Here is a 24,517-nt window from a genome sequence, read left to right as displayed (position 1 = left end):
CGACGCCTCGCGGACGCCTCCCGTTCCGAGGCGGTCAGTAGACTCCTTCCCGACCGCTCCCGCCCTCCGGGAGCCCACCCGTCAAGAGGAGATAGTTGTGGCCCTTATCGAGGCAGTCGTCGCCCGAGAAATTCTGGACTCCCGTGGCAACCCCACGGTCGAGGTCGAGGTCCTGCTCGAGGACGGCGCGTCCTCGCGAGCGGCCGTCCCCTCCGGTGCCTCCACCGGCGCCTTCGAGGCCTACGAGCTGCGCGACGGCGACGCCGAGCGCTACCTCGGCAAGGGCGTGCAGAAGGCCGTCGACGCCGTCATCGACGAGATCGGCCCGGCCATCGAGGGCTTCGACGCCACCGACCAGCGCCTCGTCGACGCCGAGCTGATCGAGCTCGACGGCACCGAGAACAAGTCGCGCCTGGGTGCGAACGCGATCCTCGGCGTCAGCCTCGCGGTCGCCAAGGCCGCCGCGCAGTCGGCCGACCTCGACCTCTTCCGCTACGTCGGCGGCCCGAACGCGCACACCCTGCCCGTCCCGCTGATGAACATCATCAACGGCGGCGCGCACGCCGACACCGGCGTCGACATCCAGGAGTTCATGGCCGTCCCGCTGGGCGCCGAGTCCTTCTCCGAGGGCCTGCGCTGGGGCGTCGAGATCTACCACGCGCTCAAGGCGCAGCTGAAGAAGGCCGGCTTCGCCACGGGCCTGGGCGACGAGGGCGGCTTCGCCCCCGACCTGCCCACCAACCGCGAGGCGCTCGACTTCATCCTCAAGGCCGTCGAGGCCGCAGGCTTCACCCCCGGCAAGGACATCGGCCTCGCGCTCGACGTCGCCTCCTCCGAGTTCTACGAGGACGGCAAGTACACCTTCGAGGGCAAGAAGCTCTCGGCCGAGGAGCTCTCCGCGTACTACGCCGACCTCGTCGCCAACTACCCGCTGGTCTCCATCGAGGACCCGCTGGACGAGGACGACTGGGCCGGCTGGACCCACCTCACCGCCGAGATCGGCGACAAGGTGCAGCTCGTCGGCGACGACCTCTACGTCACCAACCCGGTGCGCCTGGCCCGCGGCATCGCCGAGAAGGCCGGCAACTCGATCCTGGTCAAGGTGAACCAGATCGGCACGCTCACCGAGACGCTCGACGCGGTGGCCCTCGCCCAGCGCAGCGGCATGACCGCGATCCTCTCGCACCGCTCCGGCGAGACCGAGGACACCACCATCGCCGACCTCGCGGTCGCGGTGGACGGCGGCCAGATCAAGACCGGCGCCCCCGCGCGATCGGACCGCGTCGCGAAGTACAACCAGCTGCTGCGCATCGAGGAGATCCTGGGAGGCGCCGCGACGTACGCGGGTCGCTCCGCCTTCCCGCGCTTCACCGCGTAGTCTCTCCCCGCCGGAGCGGCCCCGGAGCCCAGCACCTCGGTGCCGGCACCGGGGCCGCTCCCGTTCCGCCCTCATCCGTTCCACCGCTCGAGGAGGCACCCGCCCATGGCTCGACCGCCCCGCCGGCCCTCCGCTCCCGGGAGCGCGCCCCGCCGCCCGGCCGACGCCGAGACGCCGGACTCGACCGCTTCGAAGCCTGGGCCCTCGAAGCCCGGGCCCTCGAAGCCCGGGTCCTCGAAGCCCGCCGCCGCGACGTCGAGTGCCTCGACGCCGTCAGCAGCGAAGAAGCCGGCGTCGAAGCCCGCCACTTCGTCGTCCGTCGCCTCGAAGCGCCCCGGCGCGAAGCCCGGATCCTCCGCCCCGAAGTCCTCGCGCACCCCCCGCGCGAAGCAGCCTCCCGTCACACCGTCCTCCGCCTGGGTCGCCGGCGTCCGCGGCTCCGGGTTCACGCTGCTCGTGATGGGCATCATGATCCTGGCCGTCGTCGTCCTGGCGCCCAGCGTGAAGAACTTCGTCGAGCAGCGCGCCGAGATCGCCGAGCTGCAGCGCTCCGTCGATGCGGCGAAGACCCAGTCGCAGAACCTCGACGAGCAGCGCGTGCGCTGGTCCGACCCCGCCTTCATCCGCGCCCAGGCCCGCGAGCGCCTGTACTTCGTGATGCCGGGCGAGGTCAGCTACCTCGTCCTCGACGACATCGCCGTCGCGCAGCAGGCCGCGCAGCCGGCGTCGAACTCGGTGCAGAAGACGCCGAGCGACTGGGCGGGCTCGCTGCTCTCCTCGATCGCGGTCTCCGGGCTCGGCGATCCGACGACGGCCGAGCTCACGCCCGCTCCCTGACCCCGGCCCCCCGCCCGGCCGCCGCCTACACTGGAGAGTTCCCTCCGGTCCCCGCGCCCCCTGGAGTCCTCCGTGACCACGCCCCCGTTCGACCCGCCCACCGAGCACGACATCGCCGTCGTCTCCGCCCAGCTGGGCCGCCCCGCCCGCGACGTGGTCGGCATCAGCGCGCGCTGCGTCTGCGGCAACCCGACGGTGGTCTCCACCAGCCCGCGGCTGAGCGACGGGACGCCGTTCCCCACCTTCTACTACCTGACCCACCCCGCCGCGACCGCCGCGATCTCGCAGCTCGAGGCGACGCAGGTCATGGTCGAGTACAACGCACTCCTGGCCGAGGACGAGGCGCTGCGCGACGCGCACGCGGCGGCCCACCGCGCCTTCCTCGCCGACCGCGAGAGCATCGCCGTCGTGCCCGAGATCGCGGGCATCTCCTCCGGCGGCATGCCGACCCGCGTGAAGTGCCTGCACGCCCTCGCGGGCCACGCGCTCGCCGCGGGCCCCGGAGTGAACCCGATCGGCGACCTCGCGCTGGCCCGCGCCGACTGGTCGCCCGAGCGCTGCGAGTGCCGGCCGCTCGAGGTCTGACCGACTCCGCGGACCGGCGGGTCGACGCGATTCGACGCGCGGTTCGCTAGGCTGATTCCCAGTCGGGGTCAGTGCTGCCACCCGCATCGAGAGCGGGCACTTCGCGAGTAGCAGGGTGTTCGCATTGTCCATCCCTCTGGAGTGTTCACCGTGCCCAAAATCCTGATCGTCGGAGGCGGCTACGCCGGCTTCTACACCGCGTGGAAGCTGGAGAAGTACCTCCGCGCCAACGAGGCCGAGGTCACGATCGTCGACCCGCTGCCCTACATGGCGTACCTGCCCTTCCTCCCCGAGGTCGCCGCCGGCTCCATCGAGCCGCGCCACGCGATCGTCTCGCTGCGCCGCCACCTCAAGAAGACCGCGATCCTCGCCGCGAAGGTCACCAAGATCGACCACGCGTCCAAGACCGCGACGATCACCCCCACGGTCGGCGAGCCCTACGAGTTCGTCTACGACCAGATCGTCGTCACCGCGGGCTCCGTCTCGCGCACCTTCCCGATCCCCGGCGTCGCCGACAACGCGATCGGCCTCAAGACGATCGAGGAGGCGACCGCGATCCGCGACCGCATCCTCACCAACTTCGACAAGGCCGCGACCCTGCCGGCCGGCCCCGAGCGCTCGCGCCTGCTGACGGTCACGGTCGTCGGCGGCGGCTTCGCCGGCATCGAGGTCTTCGCCGAGCTGCGCTCCTTCGCGAGCGCGCTGCTCAAGCGCTACCCCGAGATCGACTTCGAGGAGACCAAGTTCCACCTCGTCGAGGCGATGGGGCGGATCATGCCCGAGGTCGCGCTCGAGACGAGCCACTGGGTCCTGAAGAACCTCGACCAGCGCGGCGCCACCGTGCACCTCGACACGCAGCTGAAGTCCGCCGAGGGCGGCGTCATCGAGCTGTCGACGGGCGAGACCTTCGAGTCCGACCTGATCATCTGGACCGCCGGTGTCATGGCGAACCCGTCGATCAAGAACTCCGACCTCCCGATCGAGGAGCGCGGCCGTCTGCGCGTGCGCGCCGACCTCCGCGTCGGCCACGACGACGTCATCGTCGAGGGCGCCTGGGGCGCCGGCGACGTGTCGGCCGTCCCCGACCTCACCGGCGGCGGCGTCGGCGGCTTCTGCGTGCCGAACGCCCAGCACGCCGTCCGCCAGGGCAAGCTCATGGCGACCAACATCATCGCGGTCCTCCGCGGCGAGGCGCCCAAGGACTACTTCCACAAGAACGCGGGAGCGGTCGCCGGTCTCGGCATCGGCATCGGCGTCTTCCAGTCCGGCAAGATCGCGATCAAGGGCTTCCCGGCCTGGGTCATGCACCGCGGCTACCACGGGCTCGCCATGCCCTCGTGGGAGCGCAAGTTCCGCGTGGTCTGGGGCTGGTGGAACAACCTCTGGCTCGGCCGCGACATCGCCTCGATCGAGGCCCGCGAGTACCCGCGCGGCTCCTTCGAGACCTACGCGTCGCGCCCCCGTCCGGCCGCCCCGGCCGCCGAGTCGGCTCCGGCCGGCACCCCCGGCCCGGCCGGCGCGCCGGTGACCGTGGGCGGCGAGCCCGCCAAGGCCTGACAGCACCCTCGGGCGGCGTGTGAGTGATCACGCCGCCCGGTGGTCGCCCCCATAGCCCAATCGGCAGAGGCAGACGACTTAAAATCGTCTCAGTCTGGGTTCGAGTCCCAGTGGGGGCACTCTCTCCGCGGCTGTTACGCGGCGCGTGCGTGCGCGGCCTTCTCGAGCGCCGCAGCCGGCAGCGCCCCTTCGAGGCTCGCTTCGTCGAGCAGGGCCGCCTCGAGGGCGGCGGTGATCTCGCCGGGGGTGCACTCGGCGCAGAGGACGACGAGCTCCTCAGAGCTCAGACCCTCGGGGTCCTCGCCGCCGGAGCGGTCCAGGACGACGGCATCGGTTCCGCAGCTTCCGCATTCGATCATGCGGGTACCGTACGTCCGACCTCCGACATCGCCGCGATGCGCGGACGGTGAGTCGCGCGGGAGTGCGAGAGTTCCGATCCGGGCCATCGGGCCGTGTCCGTTCCTGTCAATCGCTACGCCGGCGCCCGCCCTCGCATAGAGTCGTCGCCGGGCGGTCCTCGCCCGGACGGAGCGTTCGCGCCGCCGTCCCGGGGGCGGGCGTCCCGGTGGCGCCTCGTGGCGTCTCCTTCTTCTCGTGCCCTCGGGCACTGTCATGCATCACCCGGCGACGGGTGGTCGGGAGGCCTCCATGGGGAAGCTGCTCTACGGAGCCTCGGGTGTCGAGATCGAGTTCGACGACCGCACGCTCACGCACGTCCAGATCGTCATCGCCAACAAGCTGCGCCGCCGCGAGAGCTTCTTCTTCTCCTGGCGCGACGACCCGGCGGTCGGCGACGGCCGCTCCAGCATCTGGCTCGACCCGTCGGTCCCGCTCTACTTCAAGTACTTCGGCGGCCGGGTGCCGTCGATCAACCGCACCTGGATCGACCTGCTGACGGTCTCCGCGAACTCCTCCGGCGGGCTGCAGCTCGTGCAGGAGCCGGACGCCGCTCCCACCCCGCCGCCGAAGGGCGAGCAGGGCGCGTGAAGCGCGACGTCTCCGCCCGGCTGACCCTCGACGTCGCGCGACCCGCGACGCTCGTCTTCTCGATCGCGGTCGCAGAGGCCTACGGCGCTCCGGAGCGGCTGTCCCTCGAGCTGGACGGGCGCGAGGTCGCCGCCCGCGAGGTGCTCGACCAGCACGGCACCCGCCTGCACGTCCTCGAGGCGGGCGTCGGACGCCTCGTCGTCGACTACACCGCGAGCGTCGACGGCGTGCTGGAGCCGGTGCCCGGCGAGGAGGTCGACCGCCTGCGCTACCTGCGGCCGAGCCGCTACGCCGAGTCGGACATCCTGTGGGCGACCGCGCGTGCCGAGTTCGCGGGCCTCGAGGGCGCCGCCCTGCTCGCCTCGGTCAGCTCCTGGGTCGGCACCCGGCTCGCCTACGTGACCGGCTCGAGCCTCCCCACCGACGGTGCGGAGCGGACGCTGCTCGCCCGCCGCGGGGTCTGCCGCGACTTCGCCCACCTCGTGGTGGCGCTGCTGCGTGCGCTCGACGTGCCGGCCCGGCTGGTCGCGGTCTACGCGCCGGGACTCGCGCCGATGGACTTCCACGCGGTCGCCGAGGCCTGGATCGAGGGCTCCTGGCGGGTGGTCGACGCGACCACGCTGGCGCCGCGGTCGAGCCTGGTGCGGATCGCCACCGGCCGCGACGCGGCGGACACGGCGTTCCTCAGCGTCTACGACGGCATCGCGACCCTGACCGACATGACCGTCGGCGCCGTCGTCGACGTGCTGCCGGACGACGACGTGCGCGAGCTCGCCGCGATCGGCTGAGCCCGCACACGGGCCACGCGGCCGGAGCCCGGCCCGCCGCTACTCGCCGACGTCGACGAAGCGCCGCCAGGCCCAGATCGACGTGCAGACGGCCGTGAAGGCGACCACGGCGAAGAGCGCCGGCCCGCCGCCGCCGTCGGTCGCCCAGGCGGCGATCGTCGGCGTGAGGAGCAGGAAGAGCACGGTGCTCGCCAGCAGCGTCAGCCCGAGCCAGAGCACGGGCGACCAGCGCAGGATGCTCTGCCCCGCGGGCCGGCCGACCGGGAAGAGCAGCACGACGCTCGAGCCGACCGAGAGCAGCGTCGTCGCGCTGAGGATCTCGGTGGTGAGGACGGCGGCGAAGGAGCCGTCGGCGGGGACGGCCGCGGAGGCTCCCCAGGCGACGGCGGCGAGGCCGAGCAGGGAGACGATCCGCACGGTCGCGAGCTTGGCGCGCGACACGGCCGAGGCACCCTCGGGCAGGACGAGCCCGATCACCACTCCGAAGAGGAAGGCCGGGTCGAGGCCCGCGAACCGCGAGAGCAGTGCGGCACCGGCCACCAGCAGCAGTGCGCGGGGCGAGGCGACGATGCGGATGCCCGGCAGGCCGAGCCGGCGCCCGACCAGGGCGGGGACCCCTGCGGCGACGGCGTTGACCACGGCGACCGCGACGATCACCGCGATCAGCAGACGGAGGTACGCGGGCTGCCCGTCGATCCGGCCGGAGAGCAGCACGAGGCCGGCTGCGCAGCCGATCATGCCGACCACCATCGTCCGCGCGGAGACGGGCGCGGGGTCCGGCCTGTCGTCGTACTCCACGCTCGCGCGGTTGCGGCCGGTCAGGCGCCAGGTGCGCGGCTCGCGCGGCACCCGGCCGGCGACGGCCAGGCGGGCGGGGACGACGAGCAGGGCGAGGGAGGCGACCGCCAGCGCGAGCGAGCGCATCCAGTCGGCCATCGTGCCGATCGGAGCGCCGGAGGAGAGCGCCGTGGTCATCCCGGTGGCCGCGCTCCAGCCACCGGGCGCGGAGCCGCCGTCGGCGGGAGCGGGAGCGGTGGGGGGCGGGTCGCTCGGAGCGGCTCCCGGCGCCGGTGCAGCGGTGGCGCCGTCGGACGGGGCCGCCTCGGGCGCGGTCGCCGTCTGGCCCGGGCGCGCCGGGGAGGGCGTCGCGGTGCTTCCCGGCGTCGTCGGCCGCGCGGTCGGCGAGCCGGGTGCGGTGGTCGGCGTGCCGCCGCCGGGGGTCGCCGTGCTCGTGCCGGGAGCTGTCGCCGAGGGAGTGGCGGAGGGCGTCGTGGTCGCCGCCCAGAAGGTGGCGTCGATCCACGGGCTGCGCGAGCTGTAGTTGCCGGCAGCGTCGCCGGCGATCGCCGACACGCGGTGCGCTCCGGCCGTCACCGTGCCGCCGGTGCAGCTCCAGGCACCGCCGGTGATCGGCGCGTCGCAGGTGTTGACGAGGTCGACGTAGACGTAGACCCGCGTGCCCTCGGTGGCGGTGCCCGAGTAGACGGCGCCGGTGAGCGGCAGCGCGGCGCCCGGGCCGGGGGAGGCGAGGACCGGCGCGACCGGAGCCGCGGTGTCCACGACGAGCGAGACCGCCGCGCTGGCGGGCGAGACGGTGCTCCCGGCGAAGGAGGCGGACTGGGTCGCGGTCACCCGGTAGCTGCCGGGGGCTGGGGTGGGCGCGAGCTGGCAGAACCAGCGGCCCGCGCCGTCGGCGGTGGCGAGGCAGGAGGCGCCGCCGTCGGAGGTGACGGCGACGCTCGCTCCCGGGTAGGCGGTGCCGCTCACCGATCCGGCCGACGTCGCCGAGCCGTCGACCGACTCGATGACGGGAGCGCTGAGCACGGCGACCTCGGTGCGGGCCGAGGTGGTGCCGCCGGCGGCGAGGAGCTCGACGGCGCTCAGGCGGATCCGGCCGTCGTCGAGGTCGAGCAGGCAGCTCCAGGTGTCGTCGGCCTCGACGGTGGTGATGCAGAGCGGCTCGCTGCTGCCGGTGAGGCCGATCTGGATCTGATCGCCGGCCGTGCCGGTGCCGGTCGCGGTGACCGCGCCGCTCGGCAGCACGGTGCCGGAGGCCGGGGAGGTGATCGTGAGGGGTGCGGCGGCCAGCGCGCTCGGCGCGGTCAGGCCGGCGGCGGCGCCCAGCGCGACGAGCAGCACGAGCAGGAGGGCGGCCGGACGGCGGCGCGACGAACGGGGGGAGCGGCGGAGGCGACCCGTCGGCACGGCCGACGGACCCCTCGTCGCGGAACCCCCCGGAACAGACGCGGCGACACTCGGAATCACGGTGCGTCCATTGCACGGGGGCGCACGGGTGGTGTCAAGCGCGGCGCGCCCCCGTTGCCGGATGTACACCGAAGGGCGGATCGGCCTCCTCCGCCCGGGGGAGCGGCTGGTCGGAGCGGGAGAGCGCTTCCGCGACAATATACCCATCGACGAGTCGGAGGAAAGATGAGCGAGGACGCAGCACGCGGACGCGATCGGCAGCAGGTGCGCGCCGAGACCGCGCGCTTCGACGACCCGCGGGAGCTCGGGCGGCTGCTGCCTCCGGGACTGCGGATCGGACTCGCGCAGAGCGCCTTCCAGACGGAGGGCTCGCTCGAGGCCGGCGGTCGCGGCCGCTCCGTCTGGGACGACTTCGCCCTGCGGCGCGGCACGATCGCCGAGGAGGCGACGCCCGAGTTCGCCACCGACTTCGTCCTGCGCTGGCGCGAGGACCTCGCCCTGCTCGTCGACCTCGGCGTCGACGAGCTGCGGCTCTCGATCTCCTGGACCCGGCTGCAGCCGGACGGCCGCGGACCGATCGACCGCGGCGGCCTCGGCTTCTACGACCGCCTCCTCGACGAGCTCGCCGGAGCCGGGCTGCGGATCGCGCTCACCCTGCAGCACCGCGACACCCCCTCCGCGCTCAGCGGGGGCTGGATGAACCGCGACACGGCCTTCCGCTTCGGCGACGTCGCCTTCGAGATCGGCTCGCGGCTCGGCGACCGGGTGGCGGACTGGATCACCCTGGATCAGCCGTCGACCGTGTTCCTCGAGGGCTACGCGCTGAAGAACCAGGCGCCGGGCGCGGGGCGGTTGTTCAGCGCGCTGCCCGCGCTGCACCACCAGCTGCTCGGGCACGCGGTCGCGGTCGAGGCGCTCCGCTCCGCCGACCTCGCCGGGCGCATCGGGCTCGTCGACGCGCAGGCCGTGGTCGAGCCGGCGAGCGAGTCGGAGCGGGACGGCGCGTGGGCGGCGCTCGCCGACGTCCTGCAGAACCGGCTCGTCGCCGACGCCGTGCTCACCGGCGTCTATCCGTCCGGGCCGGAGGAGCTGCCGCCGTTCCTCGCGCCGCTCGCGGGCGTCGACCCGGTGGACCTCGCCCGCATCAGCGCCCCGCTCGACTTCTACGGGGTCGCGCCGCTGGCCCCGCAGCGGATCGCCGCCGGACGCGATCCGGCGCTGCCGACCGGGCCGGGTGCTCCGCCCGCTCTGCCGTTCCACGCCCGGCCGTGGCCGGAGCTCGACCGGACCGGTGACGGCTCGCCGTTCGCGCCGTGGGCGCCGGTGGCGGTGCTGCGGAGCCTCGTCGAGCGCTACGGCGACGCGCTGCCGCCGCTGGTGCTGACGGAGCTCGGCGCGAGCTACCCGGATCTGCCGGACCGGCAGGGCGCCATCGTCGACACGGAGCGGATCCGCTGGCTGGGCGCGCACCTCGGGGCGCTCGCCGAGGCCGTGCACGAGGGCCTGCCGCTGGAGGCCGTTCAGCTGTGGACGCTGGTGGACGCCTTCGAGTGGCAGCACGGCTACACCCGGCCGCACGGGCTGGTGGCGCTGGACTCCCGCAGCCGCGACCGCGTGCCGAAGGCCTCGTTCGACTGGCTGCGGCGCGTGCTCGACGAGCGCTCCTGACGGCGACCGCCTGCGGGTCTCGATACGCCCCTGCGGGGCTACTCGACCAGCATCGAGTGGCCCTGCAGGGGTGCTCGACCAGCATGAGGCGGGCCTCCGGGGCTGCTCGACCAGCACGGGCCGGGGCCGCTCGAGCAGCAGGGGGGCCGGTCCGGCGTGGGAGACTGCCGCGATGCGCAGCATTCTCGCCCTCGCCTCGATCCTGCACGCCGAGCCCGCCGTGGTGCTCGCCGCGCTCGCCGACGTGCTCGCCGCCGACGACGGGCCGGCGTTCGCGCGCTCGGCGGACGGGCTCGAGCGGCGGCTGCCGGTCGTCGGCCTCGAGCAGTGGCGGGTGCTGGCGGACGAGGAGGGCTCGCGGGTCGAGTGCGAGCTGGTCGCGTCGGGAGCCTCGTCCGCACTCGCGGGGGTGCTGGCCCGACGCCGGATCCGGGACGCGCCGCAGCGCTTCCGCACCGTGGTCACCGCCGTCGCGGACGTCGTCGAGCCCCGAGCCTGAGTGCCCCCCGCACGGGGAATGCACGACCCCCGCGCGCTGTTGTCCTCGATAGCGGGGTGGGGCCCGAGTGCCTCGCCCATCGGATCGCTCGGAGGAGCTCGAGGCAGATGGCAGGAACAGGAATGAGCAAGGGACGGGGAGTGCGCGGCGCCGACGAGGAGATCGTCTACCGCCGTCACGCGAACGGACGCGGCATGGTCGCTCCGGGATCGCGCGTCTCCGCGTCGGCGTACGTCGAGACCGGCGCCTACGTCGAACCCGGCGCCACCGTCGGGGAGCGGGCGTGGATCGGCGCCGGCAGCTGGGTCGACCGCGACGCGATGATCGGGCACAGCGCCTTCATCGGCGCGAACGTCCACGTCGGCCCGGAGGCCATCATCGGCCCCGGTGCCCGCATCGGCAGCTACTCGCGGATCGGCGGCTCGGCCGTCGTCGCGACCGGCGCGCGGGTCGACCGCGACACGGTCATCACCCCGGGCAGCCGGTTCGGCACCGACGACGGCGTCCGCGAGATCGGCCGCCGCGCAGCGTAGGCCTGCACGACCCCACGACCCTGTTCCGCCCGACCTCGGCGCTCCCAGAGCGGCACCGAGGCGGCGGAATAGGGTCGTTCCATGTTCGAACTCCATCACCTCAGCGCTCAGGAGCAGTGGGACTGGCTGCAGCGCGGCGAGATCACCCCGCTCGAGCTGACCGAGCACTACCTCGCCCGGATCGAGCGCTGGAACGGGGAGCTCGGCGCCTTCACCACCGTGACCGCGGACGCGGCGCGGGCCCGGGCGGCCGCGATCGACTCCGTGCCGCGCACCGCGCTGCTCTGGGGGCTGCCGAGCGGCGACAAGGACCTCTGGCGCCGGGCCGGCGTCCGGACCACCTTCGGCTCGCGGCTGCGCGAGTCGTTCGTCCCCGACGCCTCCGACGAGATCGTCCAGGTGCTCGACACGGCGGGGGCGATCAGCCTCGGCAAGACGGCTGCGCCCGAGTTCGGCATGCCCTCCTACACCGAGAACCTCGTCGGACCGCCGACGGTCACGCCCTGGGACACCTCGCGCGGCGCGGGCGGGTCCAGCGGCGGCGCGGCGAGCGCGGTCGCGGCGGGTCTGCTCCCGTTCGCGCCGGGCTCCGACGGCGGCGGCTCGATCCGCATCCCCGCCGCCGCCTGCGGTCTGGTCGGTCTCAAGCCCTCCCGCGGCCGGGTGCCGGCGCTGTCCGGAGTGGGGGGAGTGGGCGGCCTCGTCGTCGCCGGTCCGCTGACGCGCTCGGTGGCGGACGCCGGGATGCTGCTGGAGGGGATGCTCGAGCGTCGCAACGGCGTCGTCCCGCAGCGCACGGCGCTGACCGCGCCGGGGGACGGCGACGGCTCCTTCCTCGGTGCCGCCGTGCGCGGCGAGGGCCGGTTCCAGATCGGCGTGCTGACGGCCTCGCCGTGGGACGAGGAGTACGACATCGGGCTCGCTCCGGAGGCGCGCGCCGCTCTGGACGAGGGGATCGCCGCCCTGTCGGCGCTCGGCCACGGGCTCGACGACGCGGTGCTGCCGCCGTCCGCCGCCTACCCGGATGCGTTCCGGGCGCTCTGGCAGAGCGGGGCGTCGACGCTCCCCGTCGAGGGCGACGAGCTGGAGCTGCTCGAGCCGCTCACGCAGTGGCTGGTGCGCGAGGGGCGACGGCGATCGGCCCGCGACATCGTGGAGGCCGCGGGCGTGCTCTCGGCTCACGAGCGCGCGGTCATCGCCGCCTTCGCGCCGTTCGACGCGATCCTCACCCCGTCGATGACGATGACGCCGCGGCCGGTCGGCTGGTACGACGCCGAGGATCCGGAGCGCAACTTCGAGCAGCAGGTGCGCTACACGCCGTACACCTCGTTCGTGAACGTGAGCGGCCTGCCCGCGATCGCGCTGCCGCTGAGTGTCACGGCGGACGGCCTGCCGATGGGGATCCAGCTGATCGGGCGCCCCGGCGGTGAGGCGGTGCTGCTGTCGATCGGCGCGCAGCTGGAGCGCCGGGCGCGCTGGCAGCGGCGGCACCCGCCGCAGTGGTGAGGCCCGGGGAGCCGAGCGCCGCCGACACCCGGCGAACGGGCAGGTCCGCACCCTTGGCCGGTCAGGTTAGGCATGCCTATACTTACTTCCGATGTGCATGTTCGAGGGACGAGACGGCTCGGAGCCGGTCGACGTCAAGCAGTTCCTGATCGCGGGTGACGAGACCGTCGTGCCCTGGATCCAGAGCATGCTCGACGCGCTCCCCGCGAATGCCCGGGGCCAGGTCTTCGTCGAGGTCGACGACGCCCGCGGCCTGCCGCCGCTCTCGGCGCCCGGCCGCGTCGGCGTCACCTGGCTCGGCCGCTCGCAGCGCTCCGGCGCTCCCGGCACCGGCCTCGCCTGCGCGCGCGGCGTCGCGCTCGACCGCGCGGTGCGCGCCTGGATGGGCGAGATGTCCGTCGTCGACGGGGACTACCCGTGGGCGGACGACCGGCACGACTTCTGCGCCTGGATCGGCGGAGAGGGTGCCGTCGTCGCGGAGCTCGCCGCCGACGTCGACGCCCGCCTGCGGGTGTCCGCGGAGCACGCCGCTCGCTGAGAGCCACTCAGGATTAGGTAAGGCTTACCTTCTCTGCGAGACTGGTCCGGTGCCTCCGCTGACCGAAGCCCCCGCCCGCCCGGCCTACCGGCCGTATCTCGCGACCGTCGCCCGCGCGACCCGGATCGCGCCGCACTTCATCCGGATCACGCTGACCGGTGACGATCTCGGCTCGGTCGGCTGCACCGGCCCGGACCAGCGGATCAAGCTGGTCGTGCCGACGCCGACCTCGAGCGCACACGACTTCATGGCCTCGGTCGCGGATGAGAGCGGGCCGGACGGCCTCGCTCCCGACTGGTACACCCGCTGGCGCGAGCTGCCGGACGTGCTGCGGAACCCGCTGCGCACCTACACGATCCGCGCGACGCGCCCCGAGCAGGCCGAGGTCGACGTCGACTTCGTCGCACACGGCGACACCGGTCCCGCCTCCGCCTGGGTCGAGTCGGCCCGCGTCGGCGCGCAGGTCGTCATCATCGCGCCCGACACCCGCTCGGAGCTCGCCGGCGGCGGCGTCGAGTGGCACCCGGGTGCGGCGACGACGCTGCTGATGGCGGGCGACGAGACCGCGGTCCCCGCGATCAGTGCGATCCTCGAGAGCCTCCCCGCCTCGGCGACGGGGGCCGCCTTCCTCGAGGTGCCGAGCGCGGCGGACGTCCTGTCGCTCCAGCACCCCGCCGGAGTCCGCGTGCACTGGCTCGTGCGCACCGGGACGACGCCGGGCGCGCAGCTCGGCGACTCCGTCCGCGGCTGGGCGACCCGATTCCTCACGGCGCATCACCGCGGGGTCGAGGTGTCCGACGTCGACGTCGACAGCGAGATCCTCTGGGAGGTGCCCGCGGAGCGCACCGACCCCGGCCTCTACGCCTGGATCGCCGGCGAGGCGGGCGCGATCAAGCTCATCCGCCGCTGCCTCGTCACCGAGCTCGGCGTCGACCGGACGCGCGTCGCCTTCATGGGCTACTGGCGGACGGGACGCTCCGAGGCCAACTAGCCTCGCGCCGAGTCCCCTCCGCCCTCAGAGTGCGGCGGGCACGCCGACCAGGCGGCTGGAGAGTGTCCAGAGGTCGCGGCCGAGCTGACGGTCGCGGGCCTGCGCCGCCACGGAGCCGCCGGCGCGGAGTCCGTCGAAGTAGCTGCCGCTCGCCGCGCCGACGTCGGGCTCGGACGCCAGCGTGATCAGCGGGACGGCGCCCGCCTCGGCGGAGATGCCCGGCGACCCGCTCAGCGACAGCAGCGACATCAGCCGCGAATCGGCGCCGAAGCCGGTCGCGACGACGCCCGGGTGGAACGAGTAGGCGTCGACGGCGGTCGGCAGCAGGCGCTCGGCCAGCTCGCGGACGAAGAGGATCGTGGCGAGCTTCGAGGTGCCGTAGGCGCGCCAGCCGCCCAGCCACGGCCCGCGCCGGCGATCGAGGTCGTCGAGCGAGAGCCGGCCGATGCGGTTGGCGGCGCTCGCGGTGGAGACCACGCGGGCACCGGGGCGCTCGCGCCCGGTCTCGATCAGGCGGGGGAGCAGGAGCCGTGTCAGCAGGAACGGGGCCAGGTGGTTGCTCTGGATCGTCCGCTCGTGCCCGTCGACCGTCTCGCCGCGGTGCGAGACGAGACCGCCCGCGTTGTTCGCGAGCACGTCGATGCCGTCGTAGCGGGCGAGCAGCGCCGCGGCGAGGTCGCGGACGTCGTCGAGGCGGTCGAAGTCGGCGAGGAACGGATCGCCGCCGATCTCCGCCGCGACCGCGCGGGTCCGCTCCGGGTTCCTCCCGACGACGGCGACGCGGGCTCCGGCCGAGGCCAGCGCGCCGGCGGCGATCCGTCCGATGCCGGAGCTCGCCCCGGTGAGGACGACGACGCGCCCCGTCTGATCAGCGACCACGGACGTAGCCGCCCTTCTCGAGGCCGGCCTCGATCTCGAAGCGGTTGCGCAGCGGGTCGCGGCCGGCGACGAAGTACATCAGCGGGAACCACATGCCGAAGGTGCGCCACTGCACCTTGTGCACGGCCTCGTGCTCGAGCACGCGGTCGGAGACGTTGCTGTCCGTCAGGTAGCTCGTGCCGACGCAGGAACCGCCGCGGCCGAAGGCCCACGAGGGCAGGCCGGTGAAGACGACGAGCCCGTGGCGGCGCTCGATCGGGCCCGTGCTCCAGAGCGCGCCCCAGGCCAGCCCGACCGCGCAGGCGAAGAGGTAGCCGGGTCGGGTGATCGCCGGGTCGAGGGCGACGACCGCGACCGCGCGCCGCAGGGCGCTCACGCGCTGTCGCGCCCGTAGGTCTCGAGCAGGCGCAGCCAGACCTCGCTGATCGTCGGGTAGGAGGGGACCGCGTGCCAGAGGCGGGACAGCGGGACCTCGCCGACGACGGCGATCGTCGCGGAGTGCACGAGCTCGCCGACCTCCTTGCCGACGAAGGTGACGCCGAGCAGGACCTCGCGGTCCTCGTCGACGACCATCCGGGCTGTTCCCTTGTAGCCGACGGCGGCGAGCGAGGCGCCGGCGACCGAGCCGATCTCGTAGTCGACGACCCGGGTGCGGTAGCCCGCCTTCTCGGCCGCGGCGGCGGTGAGGCCGACGGAGGCGACCTCGGGGTCGGTGAAGACGACCTGCGGTACGGCCTCGTGGTCCGCGGTGGCGACGTGGGCGCCCCAGGGCGCGTCCTTCACCTCGCCGCCGGTGCTGCGGGCGACGATCACGTCGCCGGCGGCGCGGGCCTGGTACTTGCCCTGGTGGGTGAGCAGCGCGCGGTGGTTGACGTCGCCGACGCCGTAGAGCCAGGGCGTGCCGGAGCCGACCGGGGAGCCGTCCTCGCCGAGCACGAGCATCGTGTCGTCGACCTTCAGAGAGTCGCCCGGCTCGAGGCCGACGACCTCGAGGCCGATGTCGCGGGTCTGCGGGGCGCGGCCGGTGGCGGCGAGGATCTCGTCGGCCTCGACGACGTCGCCGCCCTCCAGGGTCACGGCGACGGTGCCGTCGGCGCGGCGCTCGACGGACGCGGGGGAGCCGCCGATCCGCACGTCGACGCCCAGCTCGCGGAGGGCGTCGCCGACCAGCTCGCCGGCGAACGGCTCGAACGGGGCGAGCAGCCCGCTCCGGGCGAGCAGGGTCACGGTGGCGCCCATGCCGGCGTAGGCGGTCGCCATCTCGCAGGCGACGACGCCGCCGCCGATGACGACGAGGCGGTCGGGGACGATCTCGGCGCTGGTCGCCTCGCGGCTGGTCCACGGCGAGGCGGCGCGCAGCCCCGGGATGTCGGGGACGACGGCACTGGTGCCGGTCGCGACGGCGACGGCGCTCCGGGCGTGCAGGACGCGGACGGAGCCGTCGGGGGCGGTGACGCTGACCTCGCGCACGCCGCTGAGGCGGCCGTGGCCGCGGACGAGCTCGATGCCGGCGCCCTCGAGCCACTGGACCTGGCCGTGATCGTCGAAGCCGCTGGTGACGGAGTCGCGGTGCGCCAGGAGCGCGGCGATGTCGACGCCGCCGGTGACGGCCTGCGCCGCTCCCGGGAGGTCACGGGCGGCCCGCAGCGCCATCGGCGCGCGCAGCAGCGCCTTGGACGGCATGCAGGCCCAGTAGGAGCACTCGCCGCCGACCAGCTCGCTCTCGACGATGGCGGCGGTGAGGCCGCCCTGCACGGCGCGGTCGGCGATGTTCTCGCCGACCGGCCCCGCGCCGATGACGATCAGATCGAAGGTGTCGGTCGCTGCGGTCTCGCTGGCGGCGTCGGTGCTCGGCGTGGTCATGGTCTCTCCGGATCGTTCTCGGGGGCGGATCGCCCGTTCTGTCCTGGACTCCGGCGCCGTGCGGCCCGGAGGACGTCCTCAGTGCGCGGGCACGATCTCGGCGCGCCAGCCGTCGTAGCGGCCGCCCTCGCGCTCGACGACCTCGATCACCTGGCGGAGGAAGGCGGTCGTCGCCTCCTCGTCCACCGCGGCGTGGTGACTCGCGACCAGCACGAGGCGCAGCCGCAGGCGCGAGATCGCGATCTCGAAGCCGGAGGCGACGAGCGCCCGCCCGGCCCGGCGTGCCCTCGAGCGGCGGGAGAAGACGGCGAAGTGGTCGACCTCGCGCAGCTCCCAGACCTGGTCGCCGTAGCGCAGGCGGACCTCGAGCTGCTGGGCCGCGCGCTCGCGCTGGGTATCGAGGACGGACCGCTGCCGGGCCGCGGGATCGGCGGTGCCGGTGGTGGTCGGGACGGACGTGGTCACGGGTGCCTGCTCGCTCATCGGCCGGTGAACTCCGCTCGGGTGCGGGAGACGAAGGCCTGCATGCCGATCCGCGCGTCGTCCGACGCGGCGAGGCGTGCCAGCTCGGCGGGCAGCGCAGCGGCGGCCTCGGCGTCGGAGGAGGCGACGGCGAGGCGGGCGCTCGCGAGCGCCGCCTGGACGGCGAGCGGAGCCTGCGCGGCGATCCGCTCGGCGAGCGCTCGGGCCGCCTCGGCGACGGTGCCGTCGGCCACCACCTCCTGGACCAGGCCGATCCGGTGCGCCTCGCGGGCGTCGAACTCGTCGCCGGTGAGGATCCAGCGCATCGCGTCGCCCCAGCCGGCCGCGCGCGGGAAGCGCAGCGTGGCACCGCCGAAGGGGAGGATGCCGCGCGCGACCTCGATCTGCCCGAAGCGGGCCGACTCCTCGGCGACGACGACGTCGCTCGCGAGCGCCAGCTCGATGCCGAGGGTGAGGCAGGTGCCCTGCAGACCGATCACGACGGGCTTGGCCACCGGGCGGGTGCGGATCGCCCACGGGTCCAGGCCGCCCTCGGGCACGAAGTCCAGGCCGTCGCCGCCGAGCCGCGGCCCGATGTCGGCCAGGTCGAGCCCGGCCGTGAAGTGGGCGCCCTCGGCGAGGACGACGCCCGCGCGGAGCTCCGGATCGCGGTCCAGCTCGCCGTAGGCGGCGGCCAGCTCGCTCAGCAGCCGGAAGTCGGCGGCGTTCCGCTTCTCGGGCCGGTCGAGGACGATCTCGAGCACGTGCCCGCGCCGTTCGGTGCGCACACGTCGCCGGTCGTCGCTCATCGGTCCTCCGCTCGGGTCGCGTCCGTCCATCTTGCCCGGTGCCGCCGACACCGGGTCGCGGCGGGGCGCCGATTCGGAGTCGCCGCTCAGGCCGACGACGTGCCGGCCGGTGCTCGGACGGCGCGGAGTGCTCAGACGCCGCGGGTCGTCGCGCCGACCAGGCGGAGGATCGTCGGCAGGTCGTCGACCGCGGCGGTCGGCGAGGACGGCGCGAAGGAGGTGAGGCCCGCGCCCGCGAGCGGGAACCGGGCCCGCAGCGCGGCGAGGCACTCGACCAGCCGCGAGGCAGGGACGCCGAATGGCACGGGGTCGAAGAGGCCGGCGACCTCGGCGGGGTCGAGGACGTCGAGGTCGATGTGCACGTAGACCGAGCCGGCACCGGTCGCCTCGACGGCGGCGACGAGCGCCTCCGGATGGAGCGCGTCGACGCCGAGGTGGGTGGCGCCGCGCTCGAGCAGTCCGTCGAGCTCGCCCGGGTCCGAGGCGCGGACGCCCGCGAGCACGACGTGCTCGTCGGCGATCCGGTCCGCGGCGGACGCGCTGAGCAGTCCGACGCCGCGGCCGAGGACGGCCGAGAGCACCATGCCGCAGAACGCGCCGCTCGGCGAGGTCTCCGGGGTGTTCGCATCGGGGTGCGCGTCGAGCCAGACCAGGGCGACCGGCTCGGGGGAGGAGCGGACCGCGTGCCCGATCGCCGCGAACTCCACGCCGCAGTCGCCGCCGATCGTCACGATCGGCCCGGGACGGCCGGCCAGCGCCTCGCGGACCCGCTCGGCGGTCACGGCGACGGACGCGTAGCGGCGGACTCCGGTGTCCTGCGCGTCGCCCGCCTCCGGCGGGACGTCGACGACGACCGTGGCGGAGGAGGGCAGATCGCCGCGGATCGCCTCGGCTCCGTCGACGAGGCGCATGGCCCGCGTCGAGGCGGACCCCTGCCACTGGGGGACGACGAGGAAGGAGGCCATGGCTCTCACTATGGCACGCGGCTCGCGGGGGCCGAGGCTCCGCCCGATCAGGCCGCGGGGAGCTCGCCGGGCACGCCCGCGAGCGGATCCGCGGACGGCGCCTCGGGACCGTCGAGGTCGAGCAGCGCCTCGTCCAGCGCGGAGCGGGCGCGGTCGTCGGCCGCCCTCGCCTGCTCGAGCGCTGCGGCGGGATCGGCCGCCGCGAGGTGCAGGGCGGCGTCCAGCTGGGCGCGGGTCTCCTCGGCGAGGATGCGCGGCGCGGCGGTGATCCGCTCGCCGTGCACGGCCGCCAGCAGGGCGACCGCGTCGGCCCCGAGCAGGGCGACCGTGCGCGCGCCCTCGACCAGGAGCAGCTGCCGCTCGGCCTGCGCCCGCGGCTCGCGATAGCCCGCCACCACGGCGTCCAGCGCGGCGTCGGCCTCCAGCAGCAGGGCGAGCACGGCGGAGGGGTCGTGGCGGACGTCCGAGGCGCGCGCGTCGTCGGCGCTGAGCAGCAGGCCGGTCGCGGCGGCGCAGGCGGTCGCGACGTCGGCGGCGGAGGCGAGCTGCGCGGTGGTCCGGACGCCGGTCAGGGTGGCTGCGCGGTCGAGGTCGTCGCGCACCGAGCGCTCCAGCGCGCTCAGCTGGGTCTCGGCGCGCTCGAGCAGCACCGTCTGCGCCTCGGCGGCGTCGAGCAGCGCAGCCGCGGCGGCGTCGTCGCGCTCGCCGGCCGCCTCGATCGCCTCGCGGAGCGGACGCACCTGCCGCTCCGAGGTGGTGCCGGCGAGGACGGAGACATCGGCGCGGGATCGGTGCAGCCGCTCGGGGAGGGACGGGGGCGGCGAGGTCACTCCGTGATCGTACGGGGCCTGTGTTACCGACCGTGTCGTCGCGACTCGACCCGCTGCCCGCCCGTGCCCAGGATGGAGGCATGCCAGGAACGCTCGCCATCGTCGAAGTCGCCTCGGCGCGCCCCGGACGCGACGAGTACCACGCCTACGTGCAGATGCTCAACGGCCGCATCCTCGGCCTCGCCCGCGAGCTCGGCTGGGAGGCGGAGCGCTTCGCCGCGGAGGACCTCGGCACCGCGCGGCTGCTCGAGCGCACGCTCGGCGCCGACGCGATCGTGCTGGCCGGCGGCGAGGACATCGCCCCCGAGCGCTACGGCGTCGCCCGCGGCTACGCCGGCGAGGGCCCGCACGCGGAGCAGGCCGACGCCGCCCAGATCGCCCTGGTGCGCCGGGCGCTGACCCGCCGCACCCCGCTGCTCGGCATCTGCCGCGGACTCCAGATCGTCAACGTCGCCCTCGGCGGCACGCTCGTCCCGGACCTCGGCCCGGAGGCCGGGCACCTCAACGCCGACGCACCGGTGCACGAGCGCATGCACCGGCACGACGTGGTGCTCGCCGCGGACTCGACCCTCGGCGGCCTCTTCGGCGCGGAGGCGCTCGCCGTGCAGAGCGCCCACCACCAGGCGGTCGACGCCCTCGCCCCGGGCCTCCGGGTCGTCGCCCGAGCGGAGGACGGCGTCGTCGAGGCGCTCGAGCACCGCGAAGCGCCGATCGTCGGCGTGCAGTGGCACCCGGAGGACCCGGCGGCGCCGGCCGGGCAGCTCGCCGTCCTGCTCGAGGGGCTCGCCCGCGCCGTCGCCCGGCAGAACCCGGTCGAGGCCGTCGCCGCCTGAGCGACGCCGGACCCGACCCGGAGCCGTCCGGGTAGGGCCTCAGCCGGCGAGCCGCGCCATCCACGCCTCGATGTCGTCGGCGGAGCGGGGGATGCCGGCCGAGAGATTCTCGGCGCCGTCGGCGGTCACGAGGACGTCGTCCTCGATCCGGACGCCGATGCCGCGCAGCTCCTCGGGGACGGTGAGGTCGTCGGGCTGGAAGTAGAGGCCCGGCTCGATCGTGAAGACCATGCCGGCCTCGACGATCCCGTCCAGGTACATCTCGCGGCGGGCCTTCGCGCAGTCGTGCACGTCGAGGCCCAGGTGGTGGCTGGTGCCGTGCACCATGTAGCGGCGGTGCTGCTGGTTGTCGGCCTCGAGCGCCTCCTCGGCGCTCACCGGCAGCAGTCCCCACTCCGCGGTGCGCCGGGCGATCACGGCCATGGCGGCGGCGTGCACCTCGCGGAAGCGGATGCCGGGCCGGACGATCGCGAACGCGGCGTCGGCCGCCTCCCGCACCGTCTCGTGCACGCGGCGCTGCGCCTCGGTGTAGCGGCCGTCGACGGGGAAGGTCCGGGTGATGTCGGCGGTGTAGTAGCTCTCCTGCTCCACGCCGGCGTCGAGGAGCACCAGGTCGCCGGGGCGCACCGGCCCGTCGTTGCGGGTCCAGTGCAGGATGCAGGCGTGCGCGCCGGCGGCGGCGATGGTGTCGTAGCCGACCGCGTTGCCGTCGGCGCGGGCGCGGCCGTTGAAGACGCCCTCGATCAGGCGCTCGCCGCGCTCGTGCCGGACGATGCGGGGCAGGTCGGCGAGGACGTCCTCGAAGCCGCGGGCGGTGGCGTCGACGGCGGCGCGCAGCTCGGCGATCTCGTACTCGTCCTTGACCAGGCGCAGCTCGGAGAGGTCGCGCTCGAGGGCGTCGCCGCGCTCGTTGGCCCGGGTCTCCGCGCCGGGCGACTGCGCGTTCACGCGCGCGGTGACCACGGGGTCCGCCTCGCGGAGGACCGCGACCGGCGCCTCGCCGGCGTCCAGGACGGCGTCGAGCTCCGCGATGCCGCGGGTCTCGAGTCCGAGGTCGGCTGCGACCTGCGCGAGGGAGGGCCGGGGGCCGATCCAGAACTCGCCGATCTCGGAGTTCGCGTAGAACTCGTCGGAGTCGCGGCCCGCCCGCTCGCGGAAGTAGAGCGTCGCGGTGTGGCCCTCGCCCGCGGGCTCGAGCACCAGGACGGCGCCGGGCTCCGAGTCCGAGCCCCAGCCGGTCAGCCAGGTGAAGGCGGAGTGCGCGCGGAAGGGGTAGTCGGTGTCGTTGGCGCGCTGCTTCAGCCGCCCGGCCGGCACGATCAGCCGGACGCCGGTGTGCAGGGCCGAGAGGCGCTCGCGGCGGCGCGCGGCGAAGACGGCCTGCTCGCGCGGCTCGGGGAGAGCGTCCTCGCGCTCGGCCCAGCCGGACGCGATGAAGTCGCGGAACCGGTCGGAGCCGGGGGTCGTGGAGCGGTTCGTGGTCGCGCGCGGCGCGGGGGCGGCGGCGACGGTCTCCGGTGCGGCGGTGGTGGTCTGCTCGTCCGTGTTCGTCATGCCGCCATTCTCCTCCCTGCGCCTGACACGGCGACCGGGGGCAGGGTCAGGCGGCCGGGGCAGCGGTCAGGACGACTCCTTGACCATCCCGCGGACCGAGAGCTGCGCGATCACCGGGCGGTGGTCGCTGCCGGCGTCGTCCTGGTCGTTGAGCACGTCGAAGCCGGAGACGTCCCAGCGACCGGAGAACAGCACGTGGTCGATCGGGGCGGCGAGGGCCGGCGGGAGGCTCGTCGGCCAGCTGCCGACCGCCGCGGCGTTCGCGAGCCGGCCGGCGTCCGCGCAGCCGCCGAGGTCGGAGTCGCCGGGGAGAGCCGACCAGTGGTCGAGCGTGGAGTTGAGGTCGCCCAGGACGACGAGGTCCTCCTCGGCGGTGCAGAGGTCGGCGAGCCTGGCCAGGTCGCTGCGCCACTCGGTCGCCTGAGCGGGCAGCGGAGCGGTGGTGTGCACGGCGGCGATCACCGGGCGGTCCGGGGTGTCGGGGCGGGCCACGAGGGACGCGCTGGTCGCGGTCGGCGTGCTCGCGGCGTCGACCGAGTAGCCGCCGAGGGCGGGAGAGAGGAGGAGGGCGGTGCCGTCGCTGGGACCGGAGCCCGCGACGAGGTGGAGGGTCATCGGCCGGCCGGCGGCGGCGAGCACGTCGACCACCTGCTGGGCGCGCTCCTGGGACACCTCGAGCAGCGCGACCGCGTCGGCGGCGTTCGCGTTCGCGAGCGCGGCGACCGTCTCCGCGGGGACGCCGTCGTGCAGGAGGTTCCAGCTCAGGACGCGCAGATCGCCGAGGCGGTGCGCGCGGGGCGGGGCGGAGTCGTTGCCGCGGACCGCCTGCAGGCCGCCGAGCACGAGCGCGAGGGCGACGGCGAGGGCGCCGAGGACGAGGGCGAGCCGGCGCACCGGCTCGACGAGCACCGCGACGACGACGAGGACGACGGCTCCGGCGACCGCGGCCAGGGCGGTGGCGGCGCGGAACGAGACCAGCTGCGCGAAGGGCGTCTGACCGGCGAGGCCGAAGAAGCCGGGTGCCGCGACCACCAGCAGCACGATCGCCACTGCGAGCGCCACCGCGAACTTGACCAGTCGTGTCCCCATCCCGGCCCAGGCTAGGGCATCGGTCCCGGGGAGTCCGCAGGACGCGCGTCTACGATGGCCGGATGCATGTCCCCGGAGGCGGGTACGACCTCCACACCCACTCGCTCGTCTCCGACGGCACCGAGCCGCCCGAGGTGCTCGTCCGCGCGGCCGCCTCGGCAGGTCTCGACGGCGTCGCGCTGACCGACCACGACACCACCCGCGGCTGGGCGGCGGCGATCACGGCGGCCGAGGAGGCGGGCATCGATCTGCTCCCCGGGATGGAGCTCTCCTCGAGGGTCGGCTGGGCGAGCGTGCACGTGCTCGCGTACCTCCCCGATCCGGAGGACCCCGGCCTCGTGGCCGAGACCTCGCGGATCCGCTCGGAGCGCTCGCACCGCGCGCAGGCCATCGTCGCGGCGATCGCGGCCGACTACGACCTCACCTGGGACGACGTGCTGGCGCAGACCAGCCCCGGCACCACGATCGGGCGCCCGCACATCGCCGACGCCCTGGTCGCCCGCGGGCTCGCGACCGACCGCTCGGCGGCGTTCGCGGGGATCCTCGACTGGCGCGGGGGCTACTTCCAGCCGCACTACGCCCCGGATCCGGTCGAGGCGGTGCGGCTCGTGCGGGCCGCGGGCGGCGTGCCCGTGATCGCGCACCCCGCCACGAGCACCCGCGGCATCGCGATCGAGTCGATGCTGCCGGAGCTGGTCGACGCGGGGCTCTTCGGCCTCGAGGTCGAGCACCGGGAGAACACCGCCGCGGGCAAGCGGCGACTGCGCGAGCTGGCGGCTCGGTACTCCCTCGTCACGACCGGCTCGAGCGACTACCACGGCACCGGCAAGCCGAACCGGCTCGGCGAGAACACGACGGAACGCGCGACCGTCGACGCGATCCGCGGGGCGGCGCGGGCGGGCTGAGCCGAGACGTCGGCGCGGCGGGGCGGGTCTCGATACGCCGCTGCGCGGCTACTCGACCAGCATGCTTCTCACGCCGATCGAGCAGCCCGCGGAGCGGTCCTCCATGCTGATCGAGTAGCCCGCGGAGCGGTCCCGCACGCTGATCGAGTAGCCCGCGGAGCGGTCCCGCACGCCGATCGAGTAGACCGCGGAGCGGTCCTCCATGCTGATCGAGTAGCCCGCGGAGCGGGCGTATCGAGATCCGCGGCCGCTGAGA

The 24,517-nt window shown here is 74.7% G+C and carries 27 protein-coding genes and 1 tRNA gene; 15 read left to right on the top strand and 13 right to left on the bottom strand.

Annotated features, from left to right (window positions below):
* The first annotated feature begins 97 nt into the window (after positions 1–97).
* Positions 98–1,378 (top strand): phosphopyruvate hydratase, encoded by a 1,281-nt coding sequence (gene eno, locus EDF43_RS16045; RefSeq protein WP_123447613.1) that lies wholly within the window; start codon positions 98–100, stop codon positions 1,376–1,378.
* A gap of 71 nt (positions 1,379–1,449) precedes the next feature.
* Here the strand turns inward: eno and EDF43_RS21945 are convergent, their stop codons facing one another.
* Positions 1,450–1,845, bottom strand: coding sequence for a hypothetical protein (locus tag EDF43_RS21945; protein ID WP_165909154.1), 396 nt, complete (start codon positions 1,843–1,845; stop codon positions 1,450–1,452).
* Here EDF43_RS21945 and EDF43_RS21940 point away from each other — a divergent pair.
* The 4 genes from EDF43_RS21940 to EDF43_RS16025 all read left to right on the top strand — a co-directional run bounded on the left by EDF43_RS21940 (position 1,838) and on the right by EDF43_RS16025 (position 4,476).
* On the top strand, positions 1,838–2,215 hold the full coding sequence (locus EDF43_RS21940) for a septum formation initiator family protein (RefSeq protein ID WP_165909155.1): 378 nt from the start codon (positions 1,838–1,840) through the stop codon (positions 2,213–2,215). The two genes, EDF43_RS21945 and EDF43_RS21940, sit on opposite strands and share 8 nt — an antisense overlap.
* Positions 2,216–2,287: 72 nt before the next feature.
* Positions 2,288–2,800, top strand: coding sequence for a DUF501 domain-containing protein (locus EDF43_RS16035; RefSeq protein WP_123734084.1), 513 nt, complete (start codon positions 2,288–2,290; stop codon positions 2,798–2,800).
* Between the two features lie 150 nt (positions 2,801–2,950).
* Positions 2,951–4,357: an NAD(P)/FAD-dependent oxidoreductase gene (locus tag EDF43_RS16030; RefSeq protein WP_123705592.1), complete on the top strand. Its 1,407-nt coding sequence runs from the start codon at positions 2,951–2,953 to the stop codon at positions 4,355–4,357.
* A 45-nt stretch (positions 4,358–4,402) separates the two neighbouring features.
* Positions 4,403–4,476: transfer RNA gene (locus EDF43_RS16025), tRNA-Leu, on the top strand.
* A 15-nt stretch (positions 4,477–4,491) separates the two neighbouring features.
* Here the strand turns inward: EDF43_RS16025 and EDF43_RS16020 are convergent.
* Positions 4,492–4,716 (bottom strand): hypothetical protein, encoded by a 225-nt coding sequence (locus EDF43_RS16020; protein WP_132437733.1) that lies wholly within the window; start codon positions 4,714–4,716, stop codon positions 4,492–4,494.
* A 289-nt stretch (positions 4,717–5,005) separates the two neighbouring features.
* Between EDF43_RS16020 and EDF43_RS16015 the strand changes: the two genes are divergently transcribed.
* Together EDF43_RS16015 and EDF43_RS16010 are read left to right on the top strand one after the other, a co-directional pair.
* Positions 5,006–5,344: an ATP-dependent DNA ligase gene (locus EDF43_RS16015; protein ID WP_068211888.1), complete on the top strand. Its 339-nt coding sequence runs from the start codon at positions 5,006–5,008 to the stop codon at positions 5,342–5,344.
* Positions 5,341–6,132, top strand: coding sequence for a transglutaminase family protein (locus EDF43_RS16010; RefSeq protein ID WP_132437734.1), 792 nt, complete (start codon positions 5,341–5,343; stop codon positions 6,130–6,132). The genes EDF43_RS16015 and EDF43_RS16010 overlap by 4 nt, the downstream gene beginning before the upstream one ends.
* Before the next feature lie 39 nt (positions 6,133–6,171).
* On the opposite strand, the gene EDF43_RS16005 is transcribed toward EDF43_RS16010, so the two are convergent.
* Positions 6,172–8,337: a hypothetical protein gene (locus EDF43_RS16005; RefSeq protein WP_132437735.1), complete on the bottom strand. Its 2,166-nt coding sequence runs from the start codon at positions 8,335–8,337 to the stop codon at positions 6,172–6,174.
* Positions 8,338–8,562: 225 nt separating this feature from the next.
* Between EDF43_RS16005 and EDF43_RS16000 the strand changes: the two genes are divergently transcribed.
* The 6 genes from EDF43_RS16000 to EDF43_RS15975 all read left to right on the top strand — a co-directional run bounded on the left by EDF43_RS16000 (position 8,563) and on the right by EDF43_RS15975 (position 14,072).
* Positions 8,563–10,005: a family 1 glycosylhydrolase gene (locus EDF43_RS16000; protein WP_132437736.1), complete on the top strand. Its 1,443-nt coding sequence runs from the start codon at positions 8,563–8,565 to the stop codon at positions 10,003–10,005.
* Positions 10,006–10,177: 172 nt separating this feature from the next.
* On the top strand, positions 10,178–10,504 hold the full coding sequence (locus EDF43_RS15995) for a hypothetical protein (RefSeq protein ID WP_132437737.1): 327 nt from the start codon (positions 10,178–10,180) through the stop codon (positions 10,502–10,504).
* A 122-nt stretch (positions 10,505–10,626) separates the two neighbouring features.
* Entirely contained in the window at positions 10,627–11,037 is a 411-nt protein-coding gene (locus tag EDF43_RS15990; RefSeq protein WP_133963110.1) for a transferase, read from the top strand.
* Between the two features lie 81 nt (positions 11,038–11,118).
* Positions 11,119–12,543 carry an amidase gene (locus tag EDF43_RS15985; RefSeq protein WP_132437738.1) on the top strand — a complete coding sequence of 475 codons (1,425 nt, stop codon included), beginning with the start codon at positions 11,119–11,121 and terminating at the stop codon, positions 12,541–12,543.
* A 97-nt stretch (positions 12,544–12,640) separates the two neighbouring features.
* Complete coding sequence (locus EDF43_RS15980; RefSeq protein WP_165909156.1) at positions 12,641–13,081, top strand: SIP domain-containing protein; 441 nt, start codon at positions 12,641–12,643, stop codon at positions 13,079–13,081.
* A 49-nt stretch (positions 13,082–13,130) separates the two neighbouring features.
* Positions 13,131–14,072: a siderophore-interacting protein gene (locus EDF43_RS15975; RefSeq protein WP_132437740.1), complete on the top strand. Its 942-nt coding sequence runs from the start codon at positions 13,131–13,133 to the stop codon at positions 14,070–14,072.
* 24 nt (positions 14,073–14,096) lie between these two features.
* Here the strand turns inward: EDF43_RS15975 and EDF43_RS15970 are convergent, their stop codons facing one another.
* The 7 genes from EDF43_RS15970 to EDF43_RS22175 all read right to left on the bottom strand — a co-directional run bounded on the left by EDF43_RS15970 (position 14,097) and on the right by EDF43_RS22175 (position 19,880).
* Positions 14,097–14,951 carry an SDR family NAD(P)-dependent oxidoreductase gene (locus EDF43_RS15970; RefSeq protein ID WP_132437741.1) on the bottom strand — a complete coding sequence of 285 codons (855 nt, stop codon included), beginning with the start codon at positions 14,949–14,951 and terminating at the stop codon, positions 14,097–14,099.
* Positions 14,941–15,327 carry a Fe-S oxidoreductase gene (locus EDF43_RS15965; RefSeq protein WP_132437742.1) on the bottom strand — a complete coding sequence of 129 codons (387 nt, stop codon included), beginning with the start codon at positions 15,325–15,327 and terminating at the stop codon, positions 14,941–14,943. The genes EDF43_RS15970 and EDF43_RS15965 overlap by 11 nt, the downstream gene beginning before the upstream one ends.
* Positions 15,324–16,814: an NAD(P)/FAD-dependent oxidoreductase gene (locus tag EDF43_RS15960; RefSeq protein WP_132437743.1), complete on the bottom strand. Its 1,491-nt coding sequence runs from the start codon at positions 16,812–16,814 to the stop codon at positions 15,324–15,326. The genes EDF43_RS15965 and EDF43_RS15960 overlap by 4 nt, the downstream gene beginning before the upstream one ends.
* Positions 16,815–16,892: 78 nt before the next feature.
* Complete coding sequence (locus EDF43_RS15955; RefSeq protein WP_165909157.1) at positions 16,893–17,279, bottom strand: ribonuclease E inhibitor RraB; 387 nt, start codon at positions 17,277–17,279, stop codon at positions 16,893–16,895.
* Positions 17,280–17,293: 14 nt separating this feature from the next.
* Positions 17,294–18,085: a crotonase/enoyl-CoA hydratase family protein gene (locus tag EDF43_RS15950; protein ID WP_132437744.1), complete on the bottom strand. Its 792-nt coding sequence runs from the start codon at positions 18,083–18,085 to the stop codon at positions 17,294–17,296.
* 131 nt (positions 18,086–18,216) lie between these two features.
* On the bottom strand, positions 18,217–19,050 hold the full coding sequence (locus tag EDF43_RS22180) for an arginase family protein (protein WP_207901801.1): 834 nt from the start codon (positions 19,048–19,050) through the stop codon (positions 18,217–18,219).
* 47 nt (positions 19,051–19,097) lie between these two features.
* Positions 19,098–19,880 carry a hypothetical protein gene (locus EDF43_RS22175; protein ID WP_207901799.1) on the bottom strand — a complete coding sequence of 261 codons (783 nt, stop codon included), beginning with the start codon at positions 19,878–19,880 and terminating at the stop codon, positions 19,098–19,100.
* Positions 19,881–19,960: 80 nt separating this feature from the next.
* Here EDF43_RS22175 and EDF43_RS15940 point away from each other — a divergent pair, with 80 nt between their 5' ends.
* Entirely contained in the window at positions 19,961–20,713 is a 753-nt protein-coding gene (locus tag EDF43_RS15940; RefSeq protein WP_132437745.1) for a gamma-glutamyl-gamma-aminobutyrate hydrolase family protein, read from the top strand.
* A 39-nt stretch (positions 20,714–20,752) separates the two neighbouring features.
* Here EDF43_RS15940 and EDF43_RS15935 read toward each other — a convergent pair whose 3' ends face one another.
* Together EDF43_RS15935 and EDF43_RS15930 are read right to left on the bottom strand one after the other, a co-directional pair.
* Positions 20,753–22,267, bottom strand: a complete 1,515-nt coding sequence (locus tag EDF43_RS15935; protein WP_132437746.1) for an aminopeptidase P family protein — start codon at positions 22,265–22,267, stop codon at positions 20,753–20,755.
* A 66-nt stretch (positions 22,268–22,333) separates the two neighbouring features.
* Complete coding sequence (locus tag EDF43_RS15930; RefSeq protein ID WP_132437747.1) at positions 22,334–23,356, bottom strand: endonuclease/exonuclease/phosphatase family protein; 1,023 nt, start codon at positions 23,354–23,356, stop codon at positions 22,334–22,336.
* 62 nt (positions 23,357–23,418) lie between these two features.
* Between EDF43_RS15930 and EDF43_RS15925 the strand changes: the two genes are divergently transcribed.
* Entirely contained in the window at positions 23,419–24,261 is an 843-nt protein-coding gene (locus EDF43_RS15925; RefSeq protein ID WP_132437748.1) for a PHP domain-containing protein, read from the top strand.
* 48 nt (positions 24,262–24,309) lie between these two features.
* Here EDF43_RS15925 and EDF43_RS21935 read toward each other — a convergent pair whose 3' ends face one another.
* The gene (locus tag EDF43_RS21935) at positions 24,310–24,465 is read right to left on the bottom strand and encodes a hypothetical protein (protein ID WP_165909158.1); all 156 of its coding nucleotides are present in this window, start codon (positions 24,463–24,465) and stop codon (positions 24,310–24,312) included.
* Positions 24,466–24,517: the final 52 nt, after the last annotated feature.

Source organism: Rathayibacter sp. PhB179, from assembly GCF_004345345.1.
GTDB classification, from domain to species: Bacteria; Actinomycetota; Actinomycetes; order Actinomycetales; family Microbacteriaceae; genus Rathayibacter; species Rathayibacter festucae.
This window is presented reverse-complemented; position numbering and strand designations above follow the sequence as displayed.